The organism is Flavivirga sp. 57AJ16 (genome assembly GCF_028736925.1).
GTDB lineage: Bacteria > Bacteroidota > Bacteroidia > Flavobacteriales > Flavobacteriaceae > Flavivirga.
The window spans coordinates 223,369-243,878 of record NZ_JAQZAT010000006.1; the positions used below are offsets into that span (position 1 = coordinate 223,369).

The window sequence follows — 20,510 nt, forward strand, 5'->3', positions numbered from 1 at the left end:
ATTATTCGGCATATAAATCTAACGCGGCCAACACTTTGTTTGGCTCTAGGAATTTGGTGTGGATTTTTTCGTTGTTTTTTACCATTCTAATACCTTCCAACAAGATGGTATCGTTTTCCGATAAGCCTTTATTAACAACAAACAAATGAGGCAATTCGGCACCAATAGTAATTTCTTTTTGTTTTACTGTGTTATTTTTATCTACTGTAAAAACATAGGTTTTGTCTAAAATTTCGAAGGTTGCTTTTTGAGGTATAATGATAACGCCTTTAAAAGGAACGGACATTAAAACACTGCCGGTCTCGCCATGTCTTAAAATTCCATCAGGATTAGGGAAAGTAGCTCTAAATGCAATGTTACCGGTTTCGTTGTTAAACTCTCCTTCAATAGTTTCAACAATACCTTTTTGGTTAAAACGTTTGTTATTGGCCATTAATAGCTCGACTTCTTTTTTAGAGTTTTTGTCCGGGCCAGTTATGTAATCTAAATATTCGGCTTCGGGTACATTAAAATAGACCCACATTTTACTATTGTCTGAAAGTGTAGTGAGCAATTCGCCTTCGTCCAATAAACTCCCTTCTCTTGCTTCAAGGTGGTCCATAATACCATTAAAAGGCGCCTTGATTTTTGTGAAACCTAAATGGGTTTGCGCTAAAACAACTTCGGCATTTGCTTTTTGATAATTGGCATTAGCTAAGGCCAATTCGTTTTGAGAAACTACATTACCGTCTGCTAATAATTTTGTGTTTTGTAATTCTATTTCGGCAGCTTTCGATTCTGCTTTCGCTTTTTCTAATTCTGCTTGATAAATATTTGGCATAATTTGGAACATAGCTTGTCCCTTTTTAACATGTTGCCCTTCGTCTACAGATATTTTTTGAAGATATCCTTTTTCTAAAGCCCTTATCTCGATGTGCCTGTAAGCGTGGATTTGACTCACATAATCTTTAGTTAATGAAGTGTCTTTTTTTATTGGATTGGTTACTAAAAAGGCTGTGTGTTCTTTCTTTTCTTTTTTTTTGGCATCACAGCTTGTTAATATTGTGAGCACTAATAAGCTCATGAAAACGAATGATTTTTTCATAATTTTTTTGAAAATAATTTGAAGATAAAATGAATGATAGCTTAGTAAATACGGTGGATTTACTAGCTAAATAATGTAATGTTGAAAATGTGTATAAACCAGAATGTTGGTTGGCACTAAAAAAGTATTATCAAATAATAAATACCTGAAGTCTTACATGTAGTTTTGTTGAAGACTTATCGTGATAGTTTTTATAAGGGTATAAGTATTTATGATTTTGAAGCAATAAATCATTTAAAGCTGAAATATAATAGCGTTCAGCTAAAAAGCTTTGAAAAGAATCATGATGGCTCTTAGAAACAGGTTCCTCATTTTCTATTTCTTGGGTTTCAGCAATTTCAAAAATTAAATTTTTATCATTGTTTTGCTGAAGCGGTCTGAAAGTAACGTTGTTATTAATTTCAGTTTGATGAACTGAGCATATATCACTATTATTCGCTAAAGAATTAGCATATAAACCTGAAATCCCAGAAAGGATAACAATGTTGATAATAAATAAATATTTAAATATGTTTTTGCTCATCAAGGCGCAAAATTATTTTAATATTTATTTATTACCAAATTTTTAGAATGGAGTCTTTAATTTTTGTGGCTAAATGCTTTTAGGCAACATCTCAAACCCCATATTGTAAAGTGTAAAACTGAATATATCGGCATATTGCTCAATGATTTTGCTAACAGGTGTTCCGGCGCCATGGCCAGCATCGGTTTCAATGCGTATTAAGGTCGGGTTGCTACCTGTTTGTTTGCTTTGTAATTCGGCAGCAAATTTAAAACTATGCGCAGGGACCACACGATCATCATGGTCTCCTGTCGTTATTAACGTGGCAGGGTATTGCACGCCTGCTTTTACATTGTGTACGGGGGAGTATCCTTTTAAGTATTCGAACATGTCTTTGTTTTGTTCTGCAGTTCCAAAATCATAAGCCCAACCAGCGCCAGCGGTAAAGGTGTGGTATCGTAACATATCCAGCACGCCAACCGCTGGTAAAGCGACTTTTGCTAAATCTGGACGTTGGGTCATCGTGGCTCCGACTAATAAACCGCCATTAGAACCACCTCTTACAGCCAAATAATCAGAAGTTGTATACTTGTTTTCGATGAGGTATTCGCCTGCTGCGATAAAGTCGTCGAATACATTTTGTTTTTGCATTTTGGTGCCCGCATCGTGCCAGGCCTTACCATATTCGCCGCCGCCACGAAGGTTCGGAACGGCTAAAATACCACCTTGCTCCATCCAAACGGCATTTGTAATACTAAATGAGGGGTTTAGGCTAATGTTGAATCCGCCATAACCATACAATATAGTCGGGTTTTTACCATTAAGCTCAAGCCCTTTTTTATGAGTGATTATCATGGGTACCTTAGTACCATCTTTTGAGGTATAAAACACTTGATTACTTTCATAATCGTCACTATTGAATTCTATGGAAGGCTTCCAATACAGCTCAGATGCCCCCGTTTCAATATTCAATTTATAAATACTAGTAGGCGTGTTGTAGTTTGTAAAAGAGTAATAATCTGTTTTTTCTTCTTTTTTACTACCAAAACCATTCACTTTTCCAACACCGGGCAAGTTAATATCCCTAATCAATTTACCGTTATAGTCATATTGCATCACTTTAGAAATGGCATCGACCATATATTCCGTAAAAAAGTAGCCTCCACTTGTTGACGGATTTAGGACATGCTTGGTTTCTGGAATGAGATCTACCCAATTTTCCGGCGTTGGGTTGGAAGCATCGACCGTAACTATTTTTTTGTTTGGAGCGTTAAGATTGGTGACCAAGAACAATTTGCTGCCTTCGTTCTCAATGATATTAGTGTCACTGTCTGTATGATCCAAGACCGTAGTCAATTTACCGTTAGGAACAGAAAGGTCTTTTATATACAGCTTATTTCCAGAGGTCGAGACGCGAGGTGTAATAACTAAATATTTATTGTCTTCGGTAACATGAGCATATATATAGCGATGTTTTTCTTCTTTAGTACCTCCAAAAATTAAGATATCTTCTTTTTGGGGCGTGCCTAATTTATGATAGTATACTTTATGTTGATCTGTTTTTGCAGAAAGCTCACTGCCTTTTGGTTTATCATAGCTGGAATAGTAAAACCCTTCGTTTTTATACCAGGATATTTGGGTGAATTTCACATCTATAAGGGTGTCTTCTATAATTTCTTTAGTTTCGGTATCCATGACAAGAATTTTTCTCCAATCACTACCGCCCTCAGAAATGGAATATGCTAAAATGCTGCCGTCTTTTGAAAAACTGGCGTCTCCTAAAGATACCGTGCCATCTTTAGAAAAAGTATTGGGATCTAAAAAGATTTCAGAGGTGCCATGATTCTGTTTTCTATAGATCACATTTTGGTTTTGTAAACCATCGTTTTTAGAAAAGTAAGTATAATCGCCCTCAATAAAAGGAGCGCTAATTTTTTCATAATTCCATAAACTTGAAAGACGTTCCTTTAGCTCGCTTCTAAACGGAATATGGTCTAAATAGCCATATGTTGTTTCGTTTTGTGATTTAACCCAAGCTTCAGTTTCTGGGCTTCTGTCGTCTTCTAGCCAACGATATGGATCTTTTACTTCTACATTAAAATAAGTGTCTATAGTGTCTACGGTTTTTGTTTCAGGATAATTCACAACTACAGCTTTTTTTTCTTCGTTATTTTTTTTGCAAGCCACTAAAATTAATAGGGTTAATAGGGTTATAATTATTTTTTTCATGACAGATGTGTTTTTACATGTTCCAAAAATAAACAAAATCGTTTATGTATTTGCTGAATATTAAGGATGCTTATTATACCTTTATCACACTTTTGGATAAATTTATAAAGAAATGATGAAAAAGGAGACTTTATTTCTATTGTTAACTATTTTTTGTGCTAGTGTATTTTCCCAGGCAGAAATAACAGAAGATGAGCTAAAGGACCATCTGTTATTTTTAACCTCTGAAGTAAATGGTGGGAGGTACCCCGGAGGAAAGGGGAACAAGCTTGTTGTAAAATACATAGAAAGCGAATTTAAAAAAATGGGGGTCCATCCCATTAAAAAGAAATATAAGCAAACCTTTAAAGCGGCATTGCGTGTAGAAAAAGGCATTGAAAAGAAACCCGTTGTGAAAACATGTAATGTGATTGGTTTCGTTGAAGGGAACGATCCTATTTTGAAAAGCGAATATATTGTCTTAGGAGCGCATTACGACCATTTGGGGCTAGGAGGGCCTTCGTCTAAATCGGATAAAAAAAATGCCATACATTATGGTGCAGACGATAATGCCAGTGGTACTGCTGCATTATTGGAAATTGCCGAAAAAATAGTCTCTCAACAACAACAATTAAAACGAAGTATTTTGTTTATTGCTTTTGGAGCCGAAGAACAGGGCTTATTAGGAAGTAAGTATTTTGTGGAAAATCCATTAGTGCCCATATCCCAAATTAAATTAATGATCAACATGGATATGGTTGGAAGATTAAATGACCAAAAACAGGTTTATATGGGAGGTGCAGGTACATTTCCGGACGGCGTAAATTTTATGTCAGAATTAGGAAAGTCCTTAGGTTTAAACCCCGTTGTGCATGCTGGTTCTGTTGGGGGGTCCGATCATGTGTCTTTCTATAAAAAAAACCGCTCTGTTTTAGGGATGCACACTGGGGCACATCCGCAGTATCATACTCCAGAAGATACTATTGATTTAATAAATATTAAAGGAGAAAAACAGGTTTGTGAATACATTTATAAAACTATCATGAAACTTGCTACCACGACTTATGAGATGACATTTATTAAGCAGGATTAAGCAACTTAATTAAAGATAATGACTGTGTTAAGTTTGTAACTTAGTATGCTTTTTAGTATAATATATTCCTGCGAAGTCTGCGACTTTGCAGAGCTTGTGTTTAAAAAGTAACGTATTTTGTAACCCTATTAGACCTGACAGGTTTTAAAAACCTGTCAGGTCTTCTAATTTTTTCAGGCTAAAAGAACTTACACCAAACCCTTTTCAACCAGATATTCTGCTATTTGAATGGTATTTGTTGCTGCGCCTTTACGTAAATTATCGGCAACAATCCACATGTTAAGCGTATTTGGTTGTGTTTCGTCTCTTCGAAGTCTACCTACAAAAACCTCATCTTTATCGTGTGCATAAATTGGCATTGGATATGTGTTGGTATCTGTGTTGTCCTGTACCACGACTCCAGGTGTTTCGTGAAGCATTTTACGAACATCGGATAAGTCAAAATCATTTTCAAACTCTACATTTACAGATTCCGAATGCCCTCCAGCAGTTGGAATCCTAACCGCTGTTGCCGTAACAGAAAAAGTCTTGTCATTAAATATTTTTTGAGGCTCGCGAGCCAATTTCATTTCTTCTTTAGTATAACCATTTTCTAAAAAAACGTCACAATGTGGTAGCGCATTTCTACCAATAGGATAAGGGTAGGCCATTTCGCCATCAATCCCCGCAATTTCATTTTCTAATTGTTTTACAGCTTTTACACCCGTACCGGAAACCGATTGGTAGGTAGAAACGATAACGCGTTTCATTTTATACTTTTTATGAAGAGGTGCTAATGCCATAACCATTTGTATGGTTGAGCAATTGGGGTTAGCAATAATTTTATCCTCTTTAGTTAGCTCACCAGCATTTATTTCAGGAACCACCAGTTTTTTAGTAGGATCCATTCTCCAGGCCGAAGAATTATCAACCACCGTAGTACCAGCTTCTGCAAATTTAGGGGCCCATTCCAAAGAAGTATCTCCTCCTGCAGAAAAAATAGCAATCTGAGGTTTTGCGGCTACGGCATCTGCTAAACCAATAACGGTATATTCTTTATTTTTAAAAGTTATTTTTTTCCCAACCGAACGTTCTGATGCTACAAGCAATAATTCCGTTACGGGAAAATTACGTTCCTCTAATACCTTAAGCATCACTTCGCCAACCATGCCAGTGGCTCCAACAACTGCTACTTTCATTTTGTATAATATTTAATAAATTTCTTTCGAACAAAATTAAGTATTAATTCTATTTTAGAATCTAAAAAAAGACCTCATTTTCTTTAAATGAGGTCTTTTTAACAACAAATAACACGTTGTTATTTATTTAACAAATAGTTATTTTTTAAGCAAATCTCGTATTTCTGTAAGCAAATCTTCTTGTGAAGGCCCTTTAGGTTCCTCAGGAGCTGCTTCTTCTTTTTTCTTCATTTTGTTGATGCCCTTAACAACCATGAACATCACAAATGCAACGATGATAAAGTCTATGACATTAGTAGCAAATTCCCCTATTAATACCGCAACTTCTCCTTCAACTGTACCTTCGGCATTGGCAACCCCTTCTTTAATGATCCATTTTACATCTTTGAAGTCCGATTTAAAAATCAATCCAATTAAAGGAGAAACAATACCTCCGGTAAAAGAGGTTACGACCTGTTTAAAGGCAGCACCCATTACAAAACCAACGGCAATATCTACCAAATTGCCTTTCATTGCAAACTCTTTGAATTCTTTAAGCATAATCTTTAAAATTTTTAGTTAGCGAATACTAAAATAGTTAAAAGTTTATATTTGTTAAGCTATTTATTAGAAAAAATGCGTTTAACCCTTTGTGAAACAGAGGTTATAAGTTCGTAGGAAATAGTGTTTGTCGTTTTTGCCCATTGTTCTGCGGTCGTGTCTTGTCCAAAAATAACAACCTCATCCCCTTCTTTGCAATCTATGTTGGTAATGTCGACCATGATCATATCCATACAAACATTACCAACAATAGGGGCTCTTTGTCCTTTTATGGTCACAAAGCCTTTTCCATGACCATATTGTCTACCAATGCCATCGGCATGGCCAATGGGAAGTGTCGCTGTTTTTAAAAATGAATTAGATTTAAAAGCTCTGTTATATCCTACAGATTCCCCTTTTTCAATCTTATGAATTTGGGAAATAATGGTTTTTAAAGTAGCTATAGGTATTAAGTTTTTATTTTCTTTGTCAGAATTTCCAAACCCGTAAAGGCCAATACCACCTCTTACCATATCAAAATGTGCCTCAGGATAATTTAATATCCCCGAAGTATTGCACATGTGGAGCATAGGTTTGTAAGCTAGTTTGTCCATGAGGTTTTTAGAAATAGAACGAAAGCTTGTTATTTGATTTAGAGTGAATTCTTTTTCATTTAAATCTTCACTTGCAGCTAAATGGGAAAAAATAGATGTGACTCTTACGGTGTCTGTTTTGTTTATTTCCGAAACGATATCATCAACATCATTTTCCCAAAAACCAAGTCGGTTTAAACCTGTATTGAATTTTATATGAACAGGATAATCACATTGTTTTTTTAATGTAGCTATGTTGATAAATTCCTTTAAGATCTTTATGCTGTATAAACTTGGTTCTAAGGAATATGCTATTAATGTTTTTAAGTTTACGGCCTGCGGATGTAAAACCAAAATAGGTTTTGTGATTCCAGCTTTACGTAACGCTACACCTTCATTTACATAGGCTACGGCAAAATAGTCGGCGCCTAATGTTTGCAAGTAACTTGCTATTTCGCAGGCATCACTGCCATAGCCGAAAGCCTTGACTACAGCTAAAAACTTGGTGTTTTTCCGGAGTTTTGATTTTAGATACTCAAAATTATGTTTAAGCGCTTTTAAATCAATTTCAAGTACCGTTTCTTGCGCTTTGGGCATCTTAGGTATTGTTGGGTTTAGGGGGCACTTCTTCGGCATCGTTTACTTTCATATTTCTAACTTTATCGCGCATCATGGCCTTGTAATAAGCGGCCCTACTTAAGGGTTCATATTCATCGACTTCACCAAGAAGCACTAAATTATCGCTTTTGGCTTTGCGATAGCTGTATTGAGCTAAATTACCGGTTCGAGTGCAAACGGCATGTACTTTTGTAACATAATCTGCAGTTGCCATTAAAAAAGGCATAGGCCCGAAAGGGTTTCCTTTAAAATCCATATCAAGTCCGGCAACAATAACCCGAACACCTTTATTTGCCAAATCGTTACAGACCCGTACAATTTCATCATCAAAAAACTGAGCCTCATCGATACCTATAACATCACAACCATCGGCCAAAATAGGAATATTAGCGGCAGCAGGGACAGGTGTCGAACGAATTTCATTGGCATCGTGGGAGACAACCATTTCTTCGTTGTAACGTACGTCAACAACAGGTTTAAAAATTTCTACTTTTTGTCTTGCAAATTGGGCACGTTTAAGCCTACGGATTAATTCTTCTGTTTTCCCAGAAAACATGGAACCACAGATAACTTCAATCCATCCAAATTGTTCTTTATGATTTACTGTATTTTCGAGAAACATTTCGTAATTTTAGCACTAAAACAAAGCAATTATTGGTTTGTATAAAGGTGGCGTAAATTTATTAAAAATCAAAAGCCAAAACAGCAATAATTTAAAAATTATAAACAATGAAGAAGAAGTTAGAGTCGGAGCTCATTAGTATAGCGCATAGAATTCTCAAACTAAAAGGGAAAGAAGATATTATTAAGATGCATACAGAAGTAGCATCCCTTTATGAAAAATTGTCGGTATTAAAGTTTGCTCACGAGAATTTTGAAGATGGTTTGCCCACAATTGGAAGTGACTCGTCCTTTTTTGGTATGCTAGATAAAGCATTTAATAACAAGGTTAGTGATAATATCGAAATTGAAGATAAAATTTATATTAATCTTGATGAGGTCGAAGAGGACGATATTATGGAACCTGTTATAGAAAAGATTAAAGACATGGTAGCACAAATGCCTCATGAAACGCAGGAAGTTGATGCTATTTTTGAAGAAGCCCTTCCTAAGCAATACCATAAAACAGATTTGGAAGAAATTACAGAGGGGTTTAAGGACACCCCGATTTTTGAACCTGTTTCTAAAGTACAGAATAAAAAAGTAGATGAAAAAAAATCATTGAACGACAAATTAAAAACAGGCGGGTTTAACATTGGGCTTAATGATAAAATTGCTTTTATAAAACATTTATTCGATGGTAAAAATGAAGATTATGATCGTGTCGTTTCCCAGCTAAACACATCGGTTACTTTTGGTGAAGCAAAACGTTTAATTGAAGACATTATAAAGCCAGATTATAATAATTGGGTTAATAAAGAAGAGTTTGAGACACGGTTTATGCAAATTATAGAAAGTAAGTTTGAGTAAAACGTACCGACCATAACCTGATGAAAATAAACAAAATCTTATACTGGGCAAGCACTGTGCTTGTTAATGAGATATTCTGCCTCTATGTACTTTACAAGCACAGAAATGGTTGAAGGTTTTTTCTTTGATATGGTATTGGCAACAGTAGCACATTATTATGCGGGACATGGGCTTGTAGGCTTTTCATTTTATGGATTGGTATTAATTTTTCCATCTTATTTTTTAGGAAAACAAATTAGGGAACAATGAGCAAAGTCTATATCGTACCAACACCTATAGGAAACTTAAAGGATATTACTTTTAGGGCTGTTGAAGTTTTAAAGGAAGCTGATCTAATTCTTGCAGAGGATACGCGGACTTCTGGAAAACTTTTAAAGCATTTTGAAATCACAACACCTATGCAATCACACCATATGCATAATGAGCATAAGACGGTAGAAAGTGTTGTTCATAAAATAAAAAGCGGAACAATCGTAGCATTAATAAGTGATGCGGGAACACCCGCTATTTCCGATCCAGGGTTTTTATTGACCCGAGCGTGTATAGAAAATAATATTGAAGTGGACTGTCTTCCCGGAGCGACCGCGTTTGTACCGGCTTTGGTGAATTCCGGACTGCCAAACGATAAGTTTGTGTTTGAGGGTTTTTTGCCTGTTAAAAAAGGGAGGCAAACACGATTGCTGTTACTGGCAGAAGAAACCAGAACTATTATTTTTTATGAAAGCCCGCATAAATTAGTAAAAACACTTGGCCACTTTTGCGAATATTTTGGTGAGGAAAGACAGGTATCAGTATCCAGGGAGCTCACAAAACTTTACGAAGAGACCATTAGAGGAACAGCCAAAGAAGTTTTAGAATATTATACTAATAAACCACCAAAGGGAGAAATTGTGATTGTTGTGGGTGGTAAAAAATAAAATTTAATGACAATAGAACTATTTAAAAACAAACTTAAAAACACTCCAAAAAGTATTGAATTTTCTGAAACAATGGCCGTTATTGAAGCAAATTACAATTTCTCACCAACGACATTTTTAAATGGAACATTACAGAATAAAAAAGGGGAGAATTCCGGTTCTTGCAAATTGTTTGCCTTTGCAAAAGCACAGCGTTTATCAAAAGAAGAAACTTTAGCGTGTTTTGGTAAGTTTTATTACGAAGAGGTATTGAATGATCCTAACGGTTCTGGTCACCAGAACATTAGAAATTTTATAAAAACAGGTTTTGATGGTCTTTCTTTTAATGAAGAACCGCTGAGCGAAAAATAGATTTTTATGTAGTGGACGACTTACTTCACAATATTAGGCAATGTACCATATGTTCAAAACATTTACCATGGGGCCCTCGCCCTGTCGTAACAGCACATCCTGCTGCTAAAATTGTTATTATTGGTCAAGCCCCTGGGACAAGGGTTCATAAAACAGGCATTCCTTGGGACGATCCGAGTGGCAGGCAATTACGAAAATGGCTACATGTTACAGACCAACAGTTTTATGATGAAACCAAAATAGCTTTAATTCCAATGGGTTTTTGCTACCCTGGAAAAGGAAAAACGGGCGATTTACCGCCTCGCCCTGAATGTGCCCCACAATGGCACGAACCATTATTGGATAAGTTACCAAATATTGAGTTGGTTATCTTAATAGGCATGTATTCCCAAAAATATTATTTAAAAAAAGAAGCTAAGAAAACATTGACCGAAACAGTAGCGAATTATAGAGATTACTTGCCAAAGGGCTATTTGCCCCTGCCACATCCTTCACCAAGAAACCGCTTTTGGTTAACAAAGAACCCCTGGTTTGATATTGGGGTTTTACCTGAGTTGCAAACAAGGGTAAAACAATTGATTTAATTATGAACTTATTTAAACTTTTTGGATTATAGCGAAAAAGTTTAAATGAGCTCTATAAAAAAACAGTTATTAAAGACTACTTATATATTCTCTGTATTTTGAGATTTCTCTAGGATTAGTAGCAACATTAATACGTTTTATTTCTTCACCTTCTTCATTTAGCTCAACTAAATAAGTGTCATTTCCTTCATCTAACATCTGGAGGTAAATTTTCATAGTGTTATCGTCATTATAAAATTTTACGCCTTCAAAATTATCATAATTAGATGATATTTGCTCCTTAAACACCTTACCGTTTTTAATGGATTGTGTAATATTTTTTCCGTTTTCAACAAACATTTTAGATTCAATGTCCCCTGTATCGTTATATGTTATTGAAGTGATGGGTTGATTATCTTTAAGTACAGACTCAGAAAGTATTTGACCGTTTTCAAAATATGATATAACTTTCCCGTTAAGTGCCCCGTTTTTATAATGACTTTCTTTTTTCACTTTTCCAGAAGGGAAATATGTAATTTCTTCACCATGAAGTTTTCCGTTTTTATATGTGGAATGCATAAATTTCTCTCCATTTTGATGATAGAAAACATAATCGCCATATAAAAGACCTTCTTTAATATGAAACTCTTCCCATTTGGTTGTTTTATTACCAACGATGAAGTACCCATCCATAGGTTCTTTAGTACTGTTGTCCCTATAAATTTTCACATCATCATAAGAGTCTACAAAATATGAGTTTCTTGGAATGTAATTCGGTATGCTGTGATCTTTGTTTGCTTTATTGTTGCAATTAAAAAAACTTAAGAGCGCACAAAATAGGAGCATGCGAGCGGTTGTTGTAGGTAAATTCATTATTTTTGGGTTATAATAGTTGAGGCTAACATAAGTAATAATTGCCTAATCGCCAAGTGTTTAGTTGGAAATTATTTATGTTTCTAACCGTAGAACCTCCTATAAAATAAACCCAATAGATTAAATATCCGTTATTTAACCACTAAGCATTTATTTAAAAATTATTTGTGTTTACCTTTTTCCCAGCCATATTTTCCAAGGTGTTTTTCGCCACTTTCAACAGCACCATCTTCAATAGAAGTCCCCATAGAATCATTCCAACGGTTTAAGTACCCAAAAAGGGAAATAACACCTAACATTTCTACAATCTCACCTTCGTTCCAATGTTCATATAAACGTTTTTTAGTGTTTTCATCAACACCATTTGGTATTAGGGAAGCTTGTAAAGAGAAGTCTAAAGCAGCACGTTCGGCCTCACTAAATGCAGGGTGTGTTCTATAGTCCCAAATATTATCCAACTGTTCTTGTTCGGCACCATAGCGTTCTGCTGCTCGAATGGCATGTGCTTGGCAGTATCTACAGCCCGTAGCGTTGCTACTTACCCAGGCAATCATACGTTTTAAGGCAGAGGTCACCCTGCCTTCGTTGGCCATAACGGCTTTATTCAAATTAATGAAAGCTTTACTTATGGCGGGCCGGTGTTGCATAGTAAGCACTGAATTTGGACAAAACCCAAGCGTTTCATTAAAGAATTCCGCAAGTTCTTTAGTTTCTAAATTGTGGTCTGCAGATAAAGGTGTCACTAAGGGCATATTTTTTATTTTTTAGTAGTATTTTTGAAGCAACAAGAAACATCAATTAAGATTATAGATCTCATCGCGATTTGAGCTGTTTAAGGATGTTGCTTGTAACCGGATTTTTTTAAATTTTACACAAGAAACAAAAAAAATTTAGATATGGCAGACAAAATTACCACGCAGTGGAAAGGAGATATGGTATTTGAATCAGACAATCCAAGGTGGCCATCAATAATGATGGATGCATCAAAAGATTTTGGAGGTACTAACTCGGGAATGGCTCCCAAGGCTATGATGTTATCGTCGCTTGCGGGATGTTCTGGATTGGATGTTATTTCCGTTTTAAATAAAATGAGAGTTAAAATAGATGATTTTAAAATGGTTGTAGAAGGAGAGCTTACAGACGAACACCCAAAATATTATCACAAAGTCTCTGTCGATTACCATTTTTATGGAAAAGATTTGAATGAAAACAAAATAAAAACAGCAGTCGATCTGTCTGTCGAAAAATATTGCGGTGTTATGGAAATGTTTCGTCAGTTTGCCGAAATAAAAACAGACATACATTTTCATAATGAAGGCGATTAAATTTTTTGGATTGTAGTGAAAATTACCAGTTTCCTGCCTGCGTAGGCAGGTTTTAACCAATTGAAAAAGTTTAAACGGGTTCAATAAATAAAAGTTTAAATGAATAAAATACATTTACTAATTACTGGCCTATTATTAAATAGTATTATAAGTTATGCACAACAAAAAACGCATGTGATTTCCCATAACCAAGAAACGATTGTTACAGACCCCTCAAAAGGGCGTAACAGTTATAAACGATTTGCCGTTTTTCCTGATAAAACAAAGAAAATACGTAGTATTATTTTAAATCTAAAGTTTGAGTGCCCCGATAAGATGCGTTGTGCCGATTGGGATTATGTAGACCATATTAAAGCCAGAAAGGAAAACGATTCTACAGTATACGAAATTGCCCGTATGTTAACACCTTACGGCGGTTTTTTTCAAAAAGATTGGGGATTCGAATGGCGGGTAGATATTACCGACTTTAGTCAGATATTAAGAGAAACCGTAGAAATAGATTATATTCATACAGGGTATGAAGATAATAAAACCAGAGGCTGGAAAGTAACCGTAGATTTTGAAATAACTTATGGTAGCCCTGTTGCCAATCCAGTGGACATTCACAAAATTTATGACGGTAATTATAAATATGGATATAAAGACGATCCTATTGAAAACCATTTAAAACCTGTAACCATAAAGGCAAACCCTAAAGCCAATTTCTCGAAAATTAAAATTCATCAAACAGGACATGGCATGGATGCCAATGGTTGTGGTGAGTTTTGCAGCAAATACCGAGATATCGTGTTTAATGGAACGCTTGTAGATCACCAGGATCTATGGAAAAAATGTGGCGATAACCCATTGTATCCTCAGGCAGGGACTTGGATTTTCGATCGTGCTAATTGGTGTCCTGGGTATTTGGTACAACCAGATGAAGTGTTTTTAAAGACCAAAGCCAATGAATCATTTTCTGTAGACATTAATATGGAACCCTATGAAACAGAAAACCCCAGTGCTTATGAGCTTTTAACGGCTTACGTTATAGAATACGGAGAAGTAAATGCGGCTAACGATGTCACCTTAGTAGATATTATCCAACCTTCAACACGTTTAGAACATAGTAGAAAAAACCCCATAGGGGGCTTACCTGTAATACAGGTTAAAAATAATGGGAGCAAGCCATTAAAGAAAATGGACATAAAATATTTTATTGAAGGAGCGCGTGCTCAAAACTTTAAATGGACTGGCCATATTTCTTTTGGTGAATCTGCAATTATTACACTCCCCACAGAGGTGTTCAGTAAAAAAGAATCTGCAAATTTTCATGTTGAATTACTAAAACCTAATGGAAAAAAAGATGCTTTTATAGCCGATAACAAACAGCAATCCGGTTATGTACGACCTAATATTTTGCCAGAAAATATTATTGTATATTATAAAACCAATAATAAACCCGGTCAAAATATGTACAGCATCCAAGATAGTTTTGGAGATGTTTTTTTTAAAAAGGATAGTGTAGATATGAAACCCAATACGATTTATCAAGATACTATTAAACTTAAAAAAGGAAATTATAGTTTTATGTTTAGTGACACTAAAGGCGATGGCTTAGAGTTTTGGTTTAAAGCAAAAGATGGCCGCGGTGAAGTAAAATTATTAGATTCCTTAGGGAATGCCATAAAGCAATTTAGGTCAGATTTTGGAAGCCGTATCAACTATCATTTTTCGGTAAGAACAGATATGCCTTACGAGTTGGATAATATGCCATCCATAGCTGCTTTTCCAGCGAGAACAAATGGTCCTTTTACATTAGATTACTTTTCAAATAAACCCGCAAATGTAAAAGTCCTTATTGTAGATCAAGAAGATGAAACGCAGATACTTGAAACACATTCTTATACCAATTTTGGTAGAGGGACTCTTAGTTTCGACCTGTCTTATTTACCTAAAAAGAGGTATTATGTTAAGGTATTTGTCGATGGAAAAGAAATGTATAAAAATCGTATTCGCTTAAAGGAATAATACATGCGTTGGACATTAAAACCTAAACAGGAACCAGAAAAAATAAAAGCTTTGCAGGAAGCGCTTCAAGTAGATCCCATCGTTGCATCATTGTTATTGCAACGGGGTATCGAAACTTACGAGGACGCTAAAACGTTTTTTAGGCCCCGTTTAAGCGATTTACATGATCCGTTCTTAATGAAAGATATGGATAAGGCCGTTGCCCGTATTGAAAAAGCCATGGCCAATAATGAAAACATTTTGGTCTATGGCGATTATGATGTCGACGGAACAACCGCGGTCGCTTTAATGTCTACCTATTTAAAATCTAAATATGAGCTTGTACATACCTACATTCCCAACCGTTATGACGAAGGGTATGGTATTTCGTATAAGGGGATCAATTTTGCCCTAGAAAATGATTTCTCGCTTATTATAGCGTTAGATTGTGGTATCAAGTCTGTTGATAAAGTCGCTTACGCTAAAGAGCTTGGTATCGATTTTGTTATTTGCGATCATCACAGGCCTGGAGACAAAATCCCGAATGCAGCTGCTGTTTTAGACCCTAAACGCAACGATTGCCAATACCCATACAAAGAATTATGTGGCTGTGGTGTTGGTTTTAAATTAATACAGGCATTAGCATCAAAAGAAAATAAAACGGTTGAAGATCTAATAGGGTATTTGGATTTGGTGGCCACAGCTATAGGAGCCGATATTGTGCCCATTACTGGAGAAAATAGAGTATTGGCCTACTTTGGGCTTCAAGTAATCAATAAGAATCCAAGACCAGGGATCAAAGCTATTTTAGATCAGGTTAAAAAAACAGAACTCACTATTACCGATGTTGTATTTATAGTTGCCCCTAGGATCAATGCCGCAGGACGTATGAAACATGGTAATTATGCAGTGGCTTTATTAACAGAAGCGGAAGAGGATTTGGCAAAAAAATATGCTTCTGAAATTAATGAATATAACCTCGACAGGCGTGAAATAGACAAGCAAATTACGAAAGAAGCACTACAGCAAATTGAAGAACAGAAAGAACAGAAACGTTTTACTACTGTTGTTTACGATAAAACATGGCATAAGGGAGTTATTGGTATTGTGGCTTCTAGATTAACGGAAACTTATTACAGGCCAACCTTGGTATTTACAAAAAGCGGTGAGAAATTAGCGGCTTCGGCACGATCGGTCAAAGGATTCGATGTTTATAGTGCTTTGGAGGCGTGTACCGATCATATTGAGCAATTTGGAGGTCATAAATATGCTGCTGGACTAACCCTTAAAGAGGAGCAATACGAAGCTTTTAAACAAGCATTTGAAGAACAGGTTGCCAAAACCATTGATAGAAACCTGCTAACGCCCGAAATAAAGATAGATGCTCAAATAGACTTAAAGGATATTACGCCAAAGTTTTACAGGATCTTAAAACAATTTGCTCCTTTTGGGCCCAATAATATGACGCCTATTTTTATAACTGAAAATTTAGTGGATACAGGTTATGGTAAGTGTGTGGGAGCAGATAAAACACATTTACGATTAACAGTGACACAACCCGATGCAAATAATATGGTCTGTATTGGTTTTGGTATGGGAGATAAATTGGATTTGATCTCTAACGGAAAACCCTTTAAAGCAGTCTATTCTATTGATGAAAATGAATGGAACGGAGACGTGAGTTTACAATTGAAATTGAGAGATATTAAATAATGAACTCATCTTGACTTTTTCTATTTCCTAAAAAATGGCTAAAATCCACCCATATTTCGTTACTTTTATTATCCGTAGCTATGCTATGCCTTTCAAAAAGTGCCTTATTTGGGTAAATTTTATCTCATTTTCGGTTAAACACAAAAAGTCAAGATGAGTTCAATTTTAAAATTTGTGATAAAAGTAAAATAGCTCTTTTTGTTATTTTAGTTTTTAACATAAAAATGAAACAAAGGCCTTTCTTATTTTAAATTTTAACATAAAAATGAAATAAAGGTCTTTCATATTTTAGTTTCACCTATTTTTTTAAAAATCTGAATGTCCATAATCATACATAATGCTATTTTTGTCATTCAGAACGAAGAGAACCTGCCTGCCGGCAGGCAGGGAATCTGTTGATAATCAATGAGACCTCTCGTTTCCTCGAGATGACAAAACAATATATTTTTAGGTTTATGATAAATTACGGACAATCAATTAAAAATTTACTGAAAGTGAAAACAAAACCCTTTAATTAAACATGGCGAAAAAAGACCCGTATGCAGCCTTACGAATTAAGGAATTCAATATTTTTTTATTGGTTCGTTTTATATTGGTGTTTGGATGGTCTATGCAATTTATTATTATTGAATGGCAGGTTTATACCTTAACTAAAGACCCTCTTTCTCTTGGAATCATAGGCCTCATGGAAATAATTCCGGCGTTTACCATGGCTTTATTTGCGGGGCATATTGTAGATCAGAAGGAAAAGCGAAATCTTTTAGCCTTATGTATTGCGGCCTTTTCATTGATTAGTTTAGGGCTGTTTTTATTGACCTGGGACGTTATCGTTAAGGGTTGGGCAACAAAAACAATACTTTACGTTATTTATGGTCTCGTGTTTTTTGGTGGTTTTTTACGCTCTTTTTTCGGGCCGACCATTTTTTCTTTGGTGGCATTGATTGTTCCTAAAAAAATATATCCCAATGCTGCTACCTGGAATAGTTCTACCTGGCAAATGGCAGGTGTTTTAGGACCTGCATTTGGAGGGCTTTTTATTGGATGGATAGGAGTGCATTGGTCGCTTTGCATTATTTTCGGGTTGGTTTTGCTGTCCTTGATTATTTTATTTCAAATAAAGCGGAAGCCTATTTTAAACCCTAAAATTGGAGAGCCCGTTATACAGAGCCTTAAAGAAGGGGTTCGATTTGTATTTAAAACAAAAGCCATTTTAGGGGCTATGACCTTAGACATGGTGGCTGTTTTATTTGGTGGTGCCATTGCCTTATTACCCTTGTTTGCCCAGGATATTTTAAAAGTAGGAAGTGAAGGCTTTGGGGTATTACGTGCCGCACCTGCTGTTGGTGCTTTTTTAACCATGTTGGTAACAGCATATATACCAATAAGTAAAAATGCAGGTATGAAATTATTGGCCGCTATCTTCGGATTTGGGGTTTGTATTATAGTCTTTGGATTGTCGTCTATTTTTTGGGTTTCACTACTAGCGCTGTTCTTTAGTGGCATGACAGATGGTGTTTCTATGGTAATTAGACAAACCATATTACAAATTAAAACACCCGACCATATGCGCGGGCGTGTGTCTTCTGTAAACTCTATGTTCGTTGGTTCTTCTAACGAATTGGGAGCTTTTGAAAGCGGCATCACCGCAAAATATATGGGAGCTGTTACAGCTGTTGTTTTTGGAGGTACGATGACCTTAATAACCGTTATAACTACGGGATTGGTGTCGCCATCGTTTAGAAAGTTGGACTTAACAAAGGATATTGAGGCTCATGAGAATGCCGATTAATACTCTTTTAGCTCAAAACGTTCTCCATCAAAAACACCATAAGTGTAATATTTAATCCAATCGCCTAGGTTAATATACTTTGATTGGTCTTTAAGGTCTATATTTAAAGGTAAGTGACGGTGTCCAAACACAAAATAATCACGGTGTTTGTCTTCTAGTTTTTGTTTACAATATTGCACCAGCCACTCGTTATCTTCGCCTAAAAATTCAGCGTCTTCTTCACCAGAAATAAGTTTGTTCTTTACCGATAAATATTGTGCCATTTTAACCCCTAAATCAGGGTGTAGCCATCTGAATAGCCATTTACAAAATGAATTTGTAAACACTTTTTTCATACGTTTATAGCCTTTATCCCCTGGCCCTAATCCATCGCCATGACCAATAAAAAATGTTTTGTCGTTAAATGTAAATTCTTTTGGTTTGTGATAAACAGGAATATTTAGTTCTTCTTCAAAATAGCCGTTCATCCATAAATCATGATTGCCAACAAAGTAATAAATGGGGATGCCAGAATCTGAGATTTCGGCTAATTTACCCAATGTTCTTGTAAAGCCCTTTGGAACGACACTTTTATAGTCCATCCAAAAGTCGAACAGATCGCCTAAAAGAAAAATAGCGGCGGCATCTTGTTTGACTTCGTCCAACCATGCTACAAACTTTTTTTCCCGAGGGAGCGATGCTTCCCTGGTGGGTGCTCCTAAATGGTTATCGGAGGCAAAGTATATTTTTTTTCCTTTAGGAATTTGAATTTGCATGCTGTAAATATAATTAATTCCTGTGCAGGCAGGAATCTCATTATTGATTAGTTTTAGATCTCAATTGAAACGATGTCGTCGATTTTAGGTTTTTTTGACAAGAATTTCACAAGTTTTGAACACTGAACACTGAACACTGAACACTGAAAATGTTTCTCGCAAAGGCGCAAAGGCGCAAAGCTGCGAAGAAAAACTTGAAACCTTTAATGAACTCTGTAAACTGGGACTGATCACTGATTATCGTAAGCATACCACTCTGCAAAAGAAGTGTCGGTTTCCTGAAGTTTTAATGCGTGCAACGAAATATGTTCTGGTAAACGCTTTTTTATTTTTTTAGAAAAATCGATGACCATCATCTCACTAGTAGGTTGATAATCTACCAATAGCACATTATGCCCGCGATCTTTCAGTTCTTTAGCAAGTTCTACATGCGGGGTGTTTTTATTAAATACCGTAGCATGATCGAATACATTAACAATTTCCTCCTGTACGATTTTTTTTAAATCCCCAAAATCGATAACCATTCCAAATTTTACATGAGTTTTATCTGTAATGGGCTTTCCTATAACCGTTACCGATAGTTTGTAACTGTGGCCGTGTACATTTTTGCACTTACCGTCGTACCCGTAAAGGGCATGACCTGTTTCGAAAGAAAATTGCTTTGTGATGCGAATGTGATGACCCATTATCTTCTTTTTCTTTTATTTACGAGATAAACAATTATTAAAACTAAAGCTAATAACAGAAATAATCCGTTTCCGCTTATAAATGACATAATATCCATAATGATTCTTTATTGATGCTTCTTTTTGTTATATCTATAAATTGAATATGCCATTAATACAAGGACAACAAACGGTAATATGGAGCCAATAAAAACACCTATTTTGTAACCTTTATCGGGGTGTTTTGTATTTTTTCTTCTATGTTAATTTGTTGAAAACGACAGGTTAGCAATAATAGCATATCGATT

At 35.6% G+C, this 20,510-nt stretch carries 21 protein-coding genes; 10 read left to right on the forward strand and 11 right to left on the reverse strand.

Features of this window, described 5'->3' with window-relative positions; genetic code table 11:
• Position 1: 1 nt before the first annotated feature.
• From PQO00_RS08665 to PQO00_RS08675, 3 genes are all read right to left on the reverse strand, one after another.
• Positions 2–1,084 (reverse strand): efflux RND transporter periplasmic adaptor subunit, encoded by a 1,083-nt coding sequence (locus PQO00_RS08665; RefSeq protein WP_274184446.1) that lies wholly within the window; start codon positions 1,082–1,084, stop codon positions 2–4.
• A 130-nt stretch (positions 1,085–1,214) separates the two neighbouring features.
• Positions 1,215–1,607 carry a hypothetical protein gene (locus PQO00_RS08670; protein WP_274184447.1) on the reverse strand — a complete coding sequence of 131 codons (393 nt, stop codon included), beginning with the start codon at positions 1,605–1,607 and terminating at the stop codon, positions 1,215–1,217.
• Positions 1,608–1,676: 69 nt separating this feature from the next.
• Positions 1,677–3,815, reverse strand: a complete 2,139-nt coding sequence (locus tag PQO00_RS08675; RefSeq protein WP_274184448.1) for a prolyl oligopeptidase family protein — start codon at positions 3,813–3,815, stop codon at positions 1,677–1,679.
• Positions 3,816–3,927: 112 nt separating this feature from the next.
• Between PQO00_RS08675 and PQO00_RS08680 the strand changes: the two genes are divergently transcribed.
• Positions 3,928–4,887 (forward strand): M20/M25/M40 family metallo-hydrolase, encoded by a 960-nt coding sequence (locus PQO00_RS08680; protein WP_274184449.1) that lies wholly within the window; start codon positions 3,928–3,930, stop codon positions 4,885–4,887.
• A 188-nt stretch (positions 4,888–5,075) separates the two neighbouring features.
• Here the strand turns inward: PQO00_RS08680 and PQO00_RS08685 are convergent, their stop codons facing one another.
• From PQO00_RS08685 to PQO00_RS08700, 4 genes are all read right to left on the reverse strand, one after another.
• Positions 5,076–6,065, reverse strand: coding sequence for an aspartate-semialdehyde dehydrogenase (locus PQO00_RS08685; protein ID WP_274184450.1), 990 nt, complete (start codon positions 6,063–6,065; stop codon positions 5,076–5,078).
• Positions 6,066–6,203: 138 nt separating this feature from the next.
• Positions 6,204–6,605 carry a large conductance mechanosensitive channel protein MscL gene (gene mscL, locus PQO00_RS08690; RefSeq protein ID WP_274184451.1) on the reverse strand — a complete coding sequence of 134 codons (402 nt, stop codon included), beginning with the start codon at positions 6,603–6,605 and terminating at the stop codon, positions 6,204–6,206.
• Positions 6,606–6,664: 59 nt separating this feature from the next.
• Complete coding sequence (gene alr / locus PQO00_RS08695) at positions 6,665–7,774, reverse strand: alanine racemase (RefSeq protein WP_274184452.1); 1,110 nt, start codon at positions 7,772–7,774, stop codon at positions 6,665–6,667.
• A gap of 1 nt (position 7,775) precedes the next feature.
• Complete coding sequence (locus PQO00_RS08700) at positions 7,776–8,417, reverse strand: thymidine kinase (RefSeq protein WP_274184453.1); 642 nt, start codon at positions 8,415–8,417, stop codon at positions 7,776–7,778.
• A 107-nt stretch (positions 8,418–8,524) separates the two neighbouring features.
• On the opposite strand from PQO00_RS08700, the gene PQO00_RS08705 reads away from it, so the two are divergent.
• The 5 genes from PQO00_RS08705 (at position 8,525) to PQO00_RS08725 (ending at position 11,117) form a co-directional block, all read left to right on the forward strand.
• The gene (locus PQO00_RS08705) at positions 8,525–9,265 is read left to right on the forward strand and encodes a hypothetical protein (protein ID WP_274184454.1); all 741 of its coding nucleotides are present in this window, start codon (positions 8,525–8,527) and stop codon (positions 9,263–9,265) included.
• A gap of 66 nt (positions 9,266–9,331) precedes the next feature.
• Positions 9,332–9,514, forward strand: a complete 183-nt coding sequence (locus PQO00_RS08710; RefSeq protein WP_274184455.1) for a hypothetical protein — start codon at positions 9,332–9,334, stop codon at positions 9,512–9,514.
• Positions 9,511–10,182 (forward strand): 16S rRNA (cytidine(1402)-2'-O)-methyltransferase, encoded by a 672-nt coding sequence (rsmI, locus tag PQO00_RS08715; RefSeq protein WP_274184456.1) that lies wholly within the window; start codon positions 9,511–9,513, stop codon positions 10,180–10,182. Before PQO00_RS08710 ends, rsmI begins: the two co-directional genes overlap by 4 nt.
• A 6-nt stretch (positions 10,183–10,188) precedes the next feature.
• Positions 10,189–10,533, forward strand: a complete 345-nt coding sequence (locus PQO00_RS08720; RefSeq protein ID WP_274184457.1) for a HopJ type III effector protein — start codon at positions 10,189–10,191, stop codon at positions 10,531–10,533.
• An 11-nt stretch (positions 10,534–10,544) separates the two neighbouring features.
• Positions 10,545–11,117, forward strand: coding sequence for a uracil-DNA glycosylase family protein (locus PQO00_RS08725; RefSeq protein ID WP_274184458.1), 573 nt, complete (start codon positions 10,545–10,547; stop codon positions 11,115–11,117).
• A 69-nt stretch (positions 11,118–11,186) separates the two neighbouring features.
• On the opposite strand, the gene PQO00_RS08730 is transcribed toward PQO00_RS08725, so the two are convergent.
• Positions 11,187–11,969 carry a toxin-antitoxin system YwqK family antitoxin gene (locus PQO00_RS08730; protein WP_274184459.1) on the reverse strand — a complete coding sequence of 261 codons (783 nt, stop codon included), beginning with the start codon at positions 11,967–11,969 and terminating at the stop codon, positions 11,187–11,189.
• Between the two features lie 161 nt (positions 11,970–12,130).
• Positions 12,131–12,721, reverse strand: coding sequence for a carboxymuconolactone decarboxylase family protein (locus PQO00_RS08735; RefSeq protein ID WP_274184460.1), 591 nt, complete (start codon positions 12,719–12,721; stop codon positions 12,131–12,133).
• 144 nt (positions 12,722–12,865) lie between these two features.
• Between PQO00_RS08735 and PQO00_RS08740 the strand changes: the two genes are divergently transcribed.
• The 4 genes from PQO00_RS08740 (at position 12,866) to PQO00_RS08755 (ending at position 18,782) form a co-directional block, all read left to right on the forward strand.
• Positions 12,866–13,294 carry an OsmC family protein gene (locus tag PQO00_RS08740; RefSeq protein ID WP_274184461.1) on the forward strand — a complete coding sequence of 143 codons (429 nt, stop codon included), beginning with the start codon at positions 12,866–12,868 and terminating at the stop codon, positions 13,292–13,294.
• Between the two features lie 99 nt (positions 13,295–13,393).
• Positions 13,394–15,301, forward strand: a complete 1,908-nt coding sequence (locus PQO00_RS08745; protein WP_274184462.1) for a peptide-N-glycosidase F-related protein — start codon at positions 13,394–13,396, stop codon at positions 15,299–15,301.
• A 3-nt stretch (positions 15,302–15,304) separates the two neighbouring features.
• The gene (gene recJ / locus PQO00_RS08750; protein WP_274184463.1) at positions 15,305–16,993 is read left to right on the forward strand and encodes a single-stranded-DNA-specific exonuclease RecJ; all 1,689 of its coding nucleotides are present in this window, start codon (positions 15,305–15,307) and stop codon (positions 16,991–16,993) included.
• 520 nt (positions 16,994–17,513) lie between these two features.
• Positions 17,514–18,782, forward strand: coding sequence for an MFS transporter (locus PQO00_RS08755; protein WP_274184464.1), 1,269 nt, complete (start codon positions 17,514–17,516; stop codon positions 18,780–18,782).
• On the opposite strand, the gene PQO00_RS08760 is transcribed toward PQO00_RS08755, so the two are convergent.
• Together PQO00_RS08760 and PQO00_RS08765 are read right to left on the reverse strand one after the other, a co-directional pair.
• Positions 18,779–19,531, reverse strand: a complete 753-nt coding sequence (locus PQO00_RS08760; protein WP_274184488.1) for a UDP-2,3-diacylglucosamine diphosphatase — start codon at positions 19,529–19,531, stop codon at positions 18,779–18,781. The two genes, PQO00_RS08755 and PQO00_RS08760, sit on opposite strands and share 4 nt — an antisense overlap.
• A 236-nt stretch (positions 19,532–19,767) precedes the next feature.
• Positions 19,768–20,223, reverse strand: a complete 456-nt coding sequence (locus tag PQO00_RS08765) for a 6-carboxytetrahydropterin synthase (protein WP_274184465.1) — start codon at positions 20,221–20,223, stop codon at positions 19,768–19,770.
• Between the last annotated feature and the right edge of the window lie 287 nt (positions 20,224–20,510).

What these genes read in the sequence shown, in the direction of transcription:
- alr (WP_274184452.1), bottom strand. Translation starts at nt 7,774, where the DNA reads ATGCCCAAAGCGCAAGAAACGGTACTTGAAATTGATTTAAAAGCGCTT.
- PQO00_RS08675 (WP_274184448.1), bottom strand. Translation starts at nt 3,815, where the DNA reads ATGAAAAAAATAATTATAACCCTATTAACCCTATTAATTTTAGTGGCT.
- PQO00_RS08670 (WP_274184447.1), bottom strand. Translation starts at nt 1,607, where the DNA reads ATGAGCAAAAACATATTTAAATATTTATTTATTATCAACATTGTTATC.
- PQO00_RS08720 (WP_274184457.1), top strand. Translation starts at nt 10,189, where the DNA reads ATGACAATAGAACTATTTAAAAACAAACTTAAAAACACTCCAAAAAGT.
- PQO00_RS08680 (WP_274184449.1), top strand. Translation starts at nt 3,928, where the DNA reads ATGATGAAAAAGGAGACTTTATTTCTATTGTTAACTATTTTTTGTGCT.
- PQO00_RS08730 (WP_274184459.1), bottom strand. Translation starts at nt 11,969, where the DNA reads ATGAATTTACCTACAACAACCGCTCGCATGCTCCTATTTTGTGCGCTC.
- recJ (WP_274184463.1), top strand. Translation starts at nt 15,305, where the DNA reads ATGCGTTGGACATTAAAACCTAAACAGGAACCAGAAAAAATAAAAGCT.
- PQO00_RS08755 (WP_274184464.1), top strand. Translation starts at nt 17,514, where the DNA reads ATGGCGAAAAAAGACCCGTATGCAGCCTTACGAATTAAGGAATTCAAT.
- rsmI (WP_274184456.1), top strand. Translation starts at nt 9,511, where the DNA reads ATGAGCAAAGTCTATATCGTACCAACACCTATAGGAAACTTAAAGGAT.
- PQO00_RS08765 (WP_274184465.1), bottom strand. Translation starts at nt 20,223, where the DNA reads ATGGGTCATCACATTCGCATCACAAAGCAATTTTCTTTCGAAACAGGT.
- PQO00_RS08740 (WP_274184461.1), top strand. Translation starts at nt 12,866, where the DNA reads ATGGCAGACAAAATTACCACGCAGTGGAAAGGAGATATGGTATTTGAA.
- PQO00_RS08745 (WP_274184462.1), top strand. Translation starts at nt 13,394, where the DNA reads ATGAATAAAATACATTTACTAATTACTGGCCTATTATTAAATAGTATT.
- PQO00_RS08710 (WP_274184455.1), top strand. Translation starts at nt 9,332, where the DNA reads ATGAGATATTCTGCCTCTATGTACTTTACAAGCACAGAAATGGTTGAA.
- PQO00_RS08735 (WP_274184460.1), bottom strand. Translation starts at nt 12,721, where the DNA reads ATGCCCTTAGTGACACCTTTATCTGCAGACCACAATTTAGAAACTAAA.
- PQO00_RS08705 (WP_274184454.1), top strand. Translation starts at nt 8,525, where the DNA reads ATGAAGAAGAAGTTAGAGTCGGAGCTCATTAGTATAGCGCATAGAATT.
- PQO00_RS08685 (WP_274184450.1), bottom strand. Translation starts at nt 6,065, where the DNA reads ATGAAAGTAGCAGTTGTTGGAGCCACTGGCATGGTTGGCGAAGTGATG.
- PQO00_RS08665 (WP_274184446.1), bottom strand. Translation starts at nt 1,084, where the DNA reads ATGAAAAAATCATTCGTTTTCATGAGCTTATTAGTGCTCACAATATTA.
- mscL (WP_274184451.1), bottom strand. Translation starts at nt 6,605, where the DNA reads ATGCTTAAAGAATTCAAAGAGTTTGCAATGAAAGGCAATTTGGTAGAT.
- PQO00_RS08700 (WP_274184453.1), bottom strand. Translation starts at nt 8,417, where the DNA reads ATGTTTCTCGAAAATACAGTAAATCATAAAGAACAATTTGGATGGATT.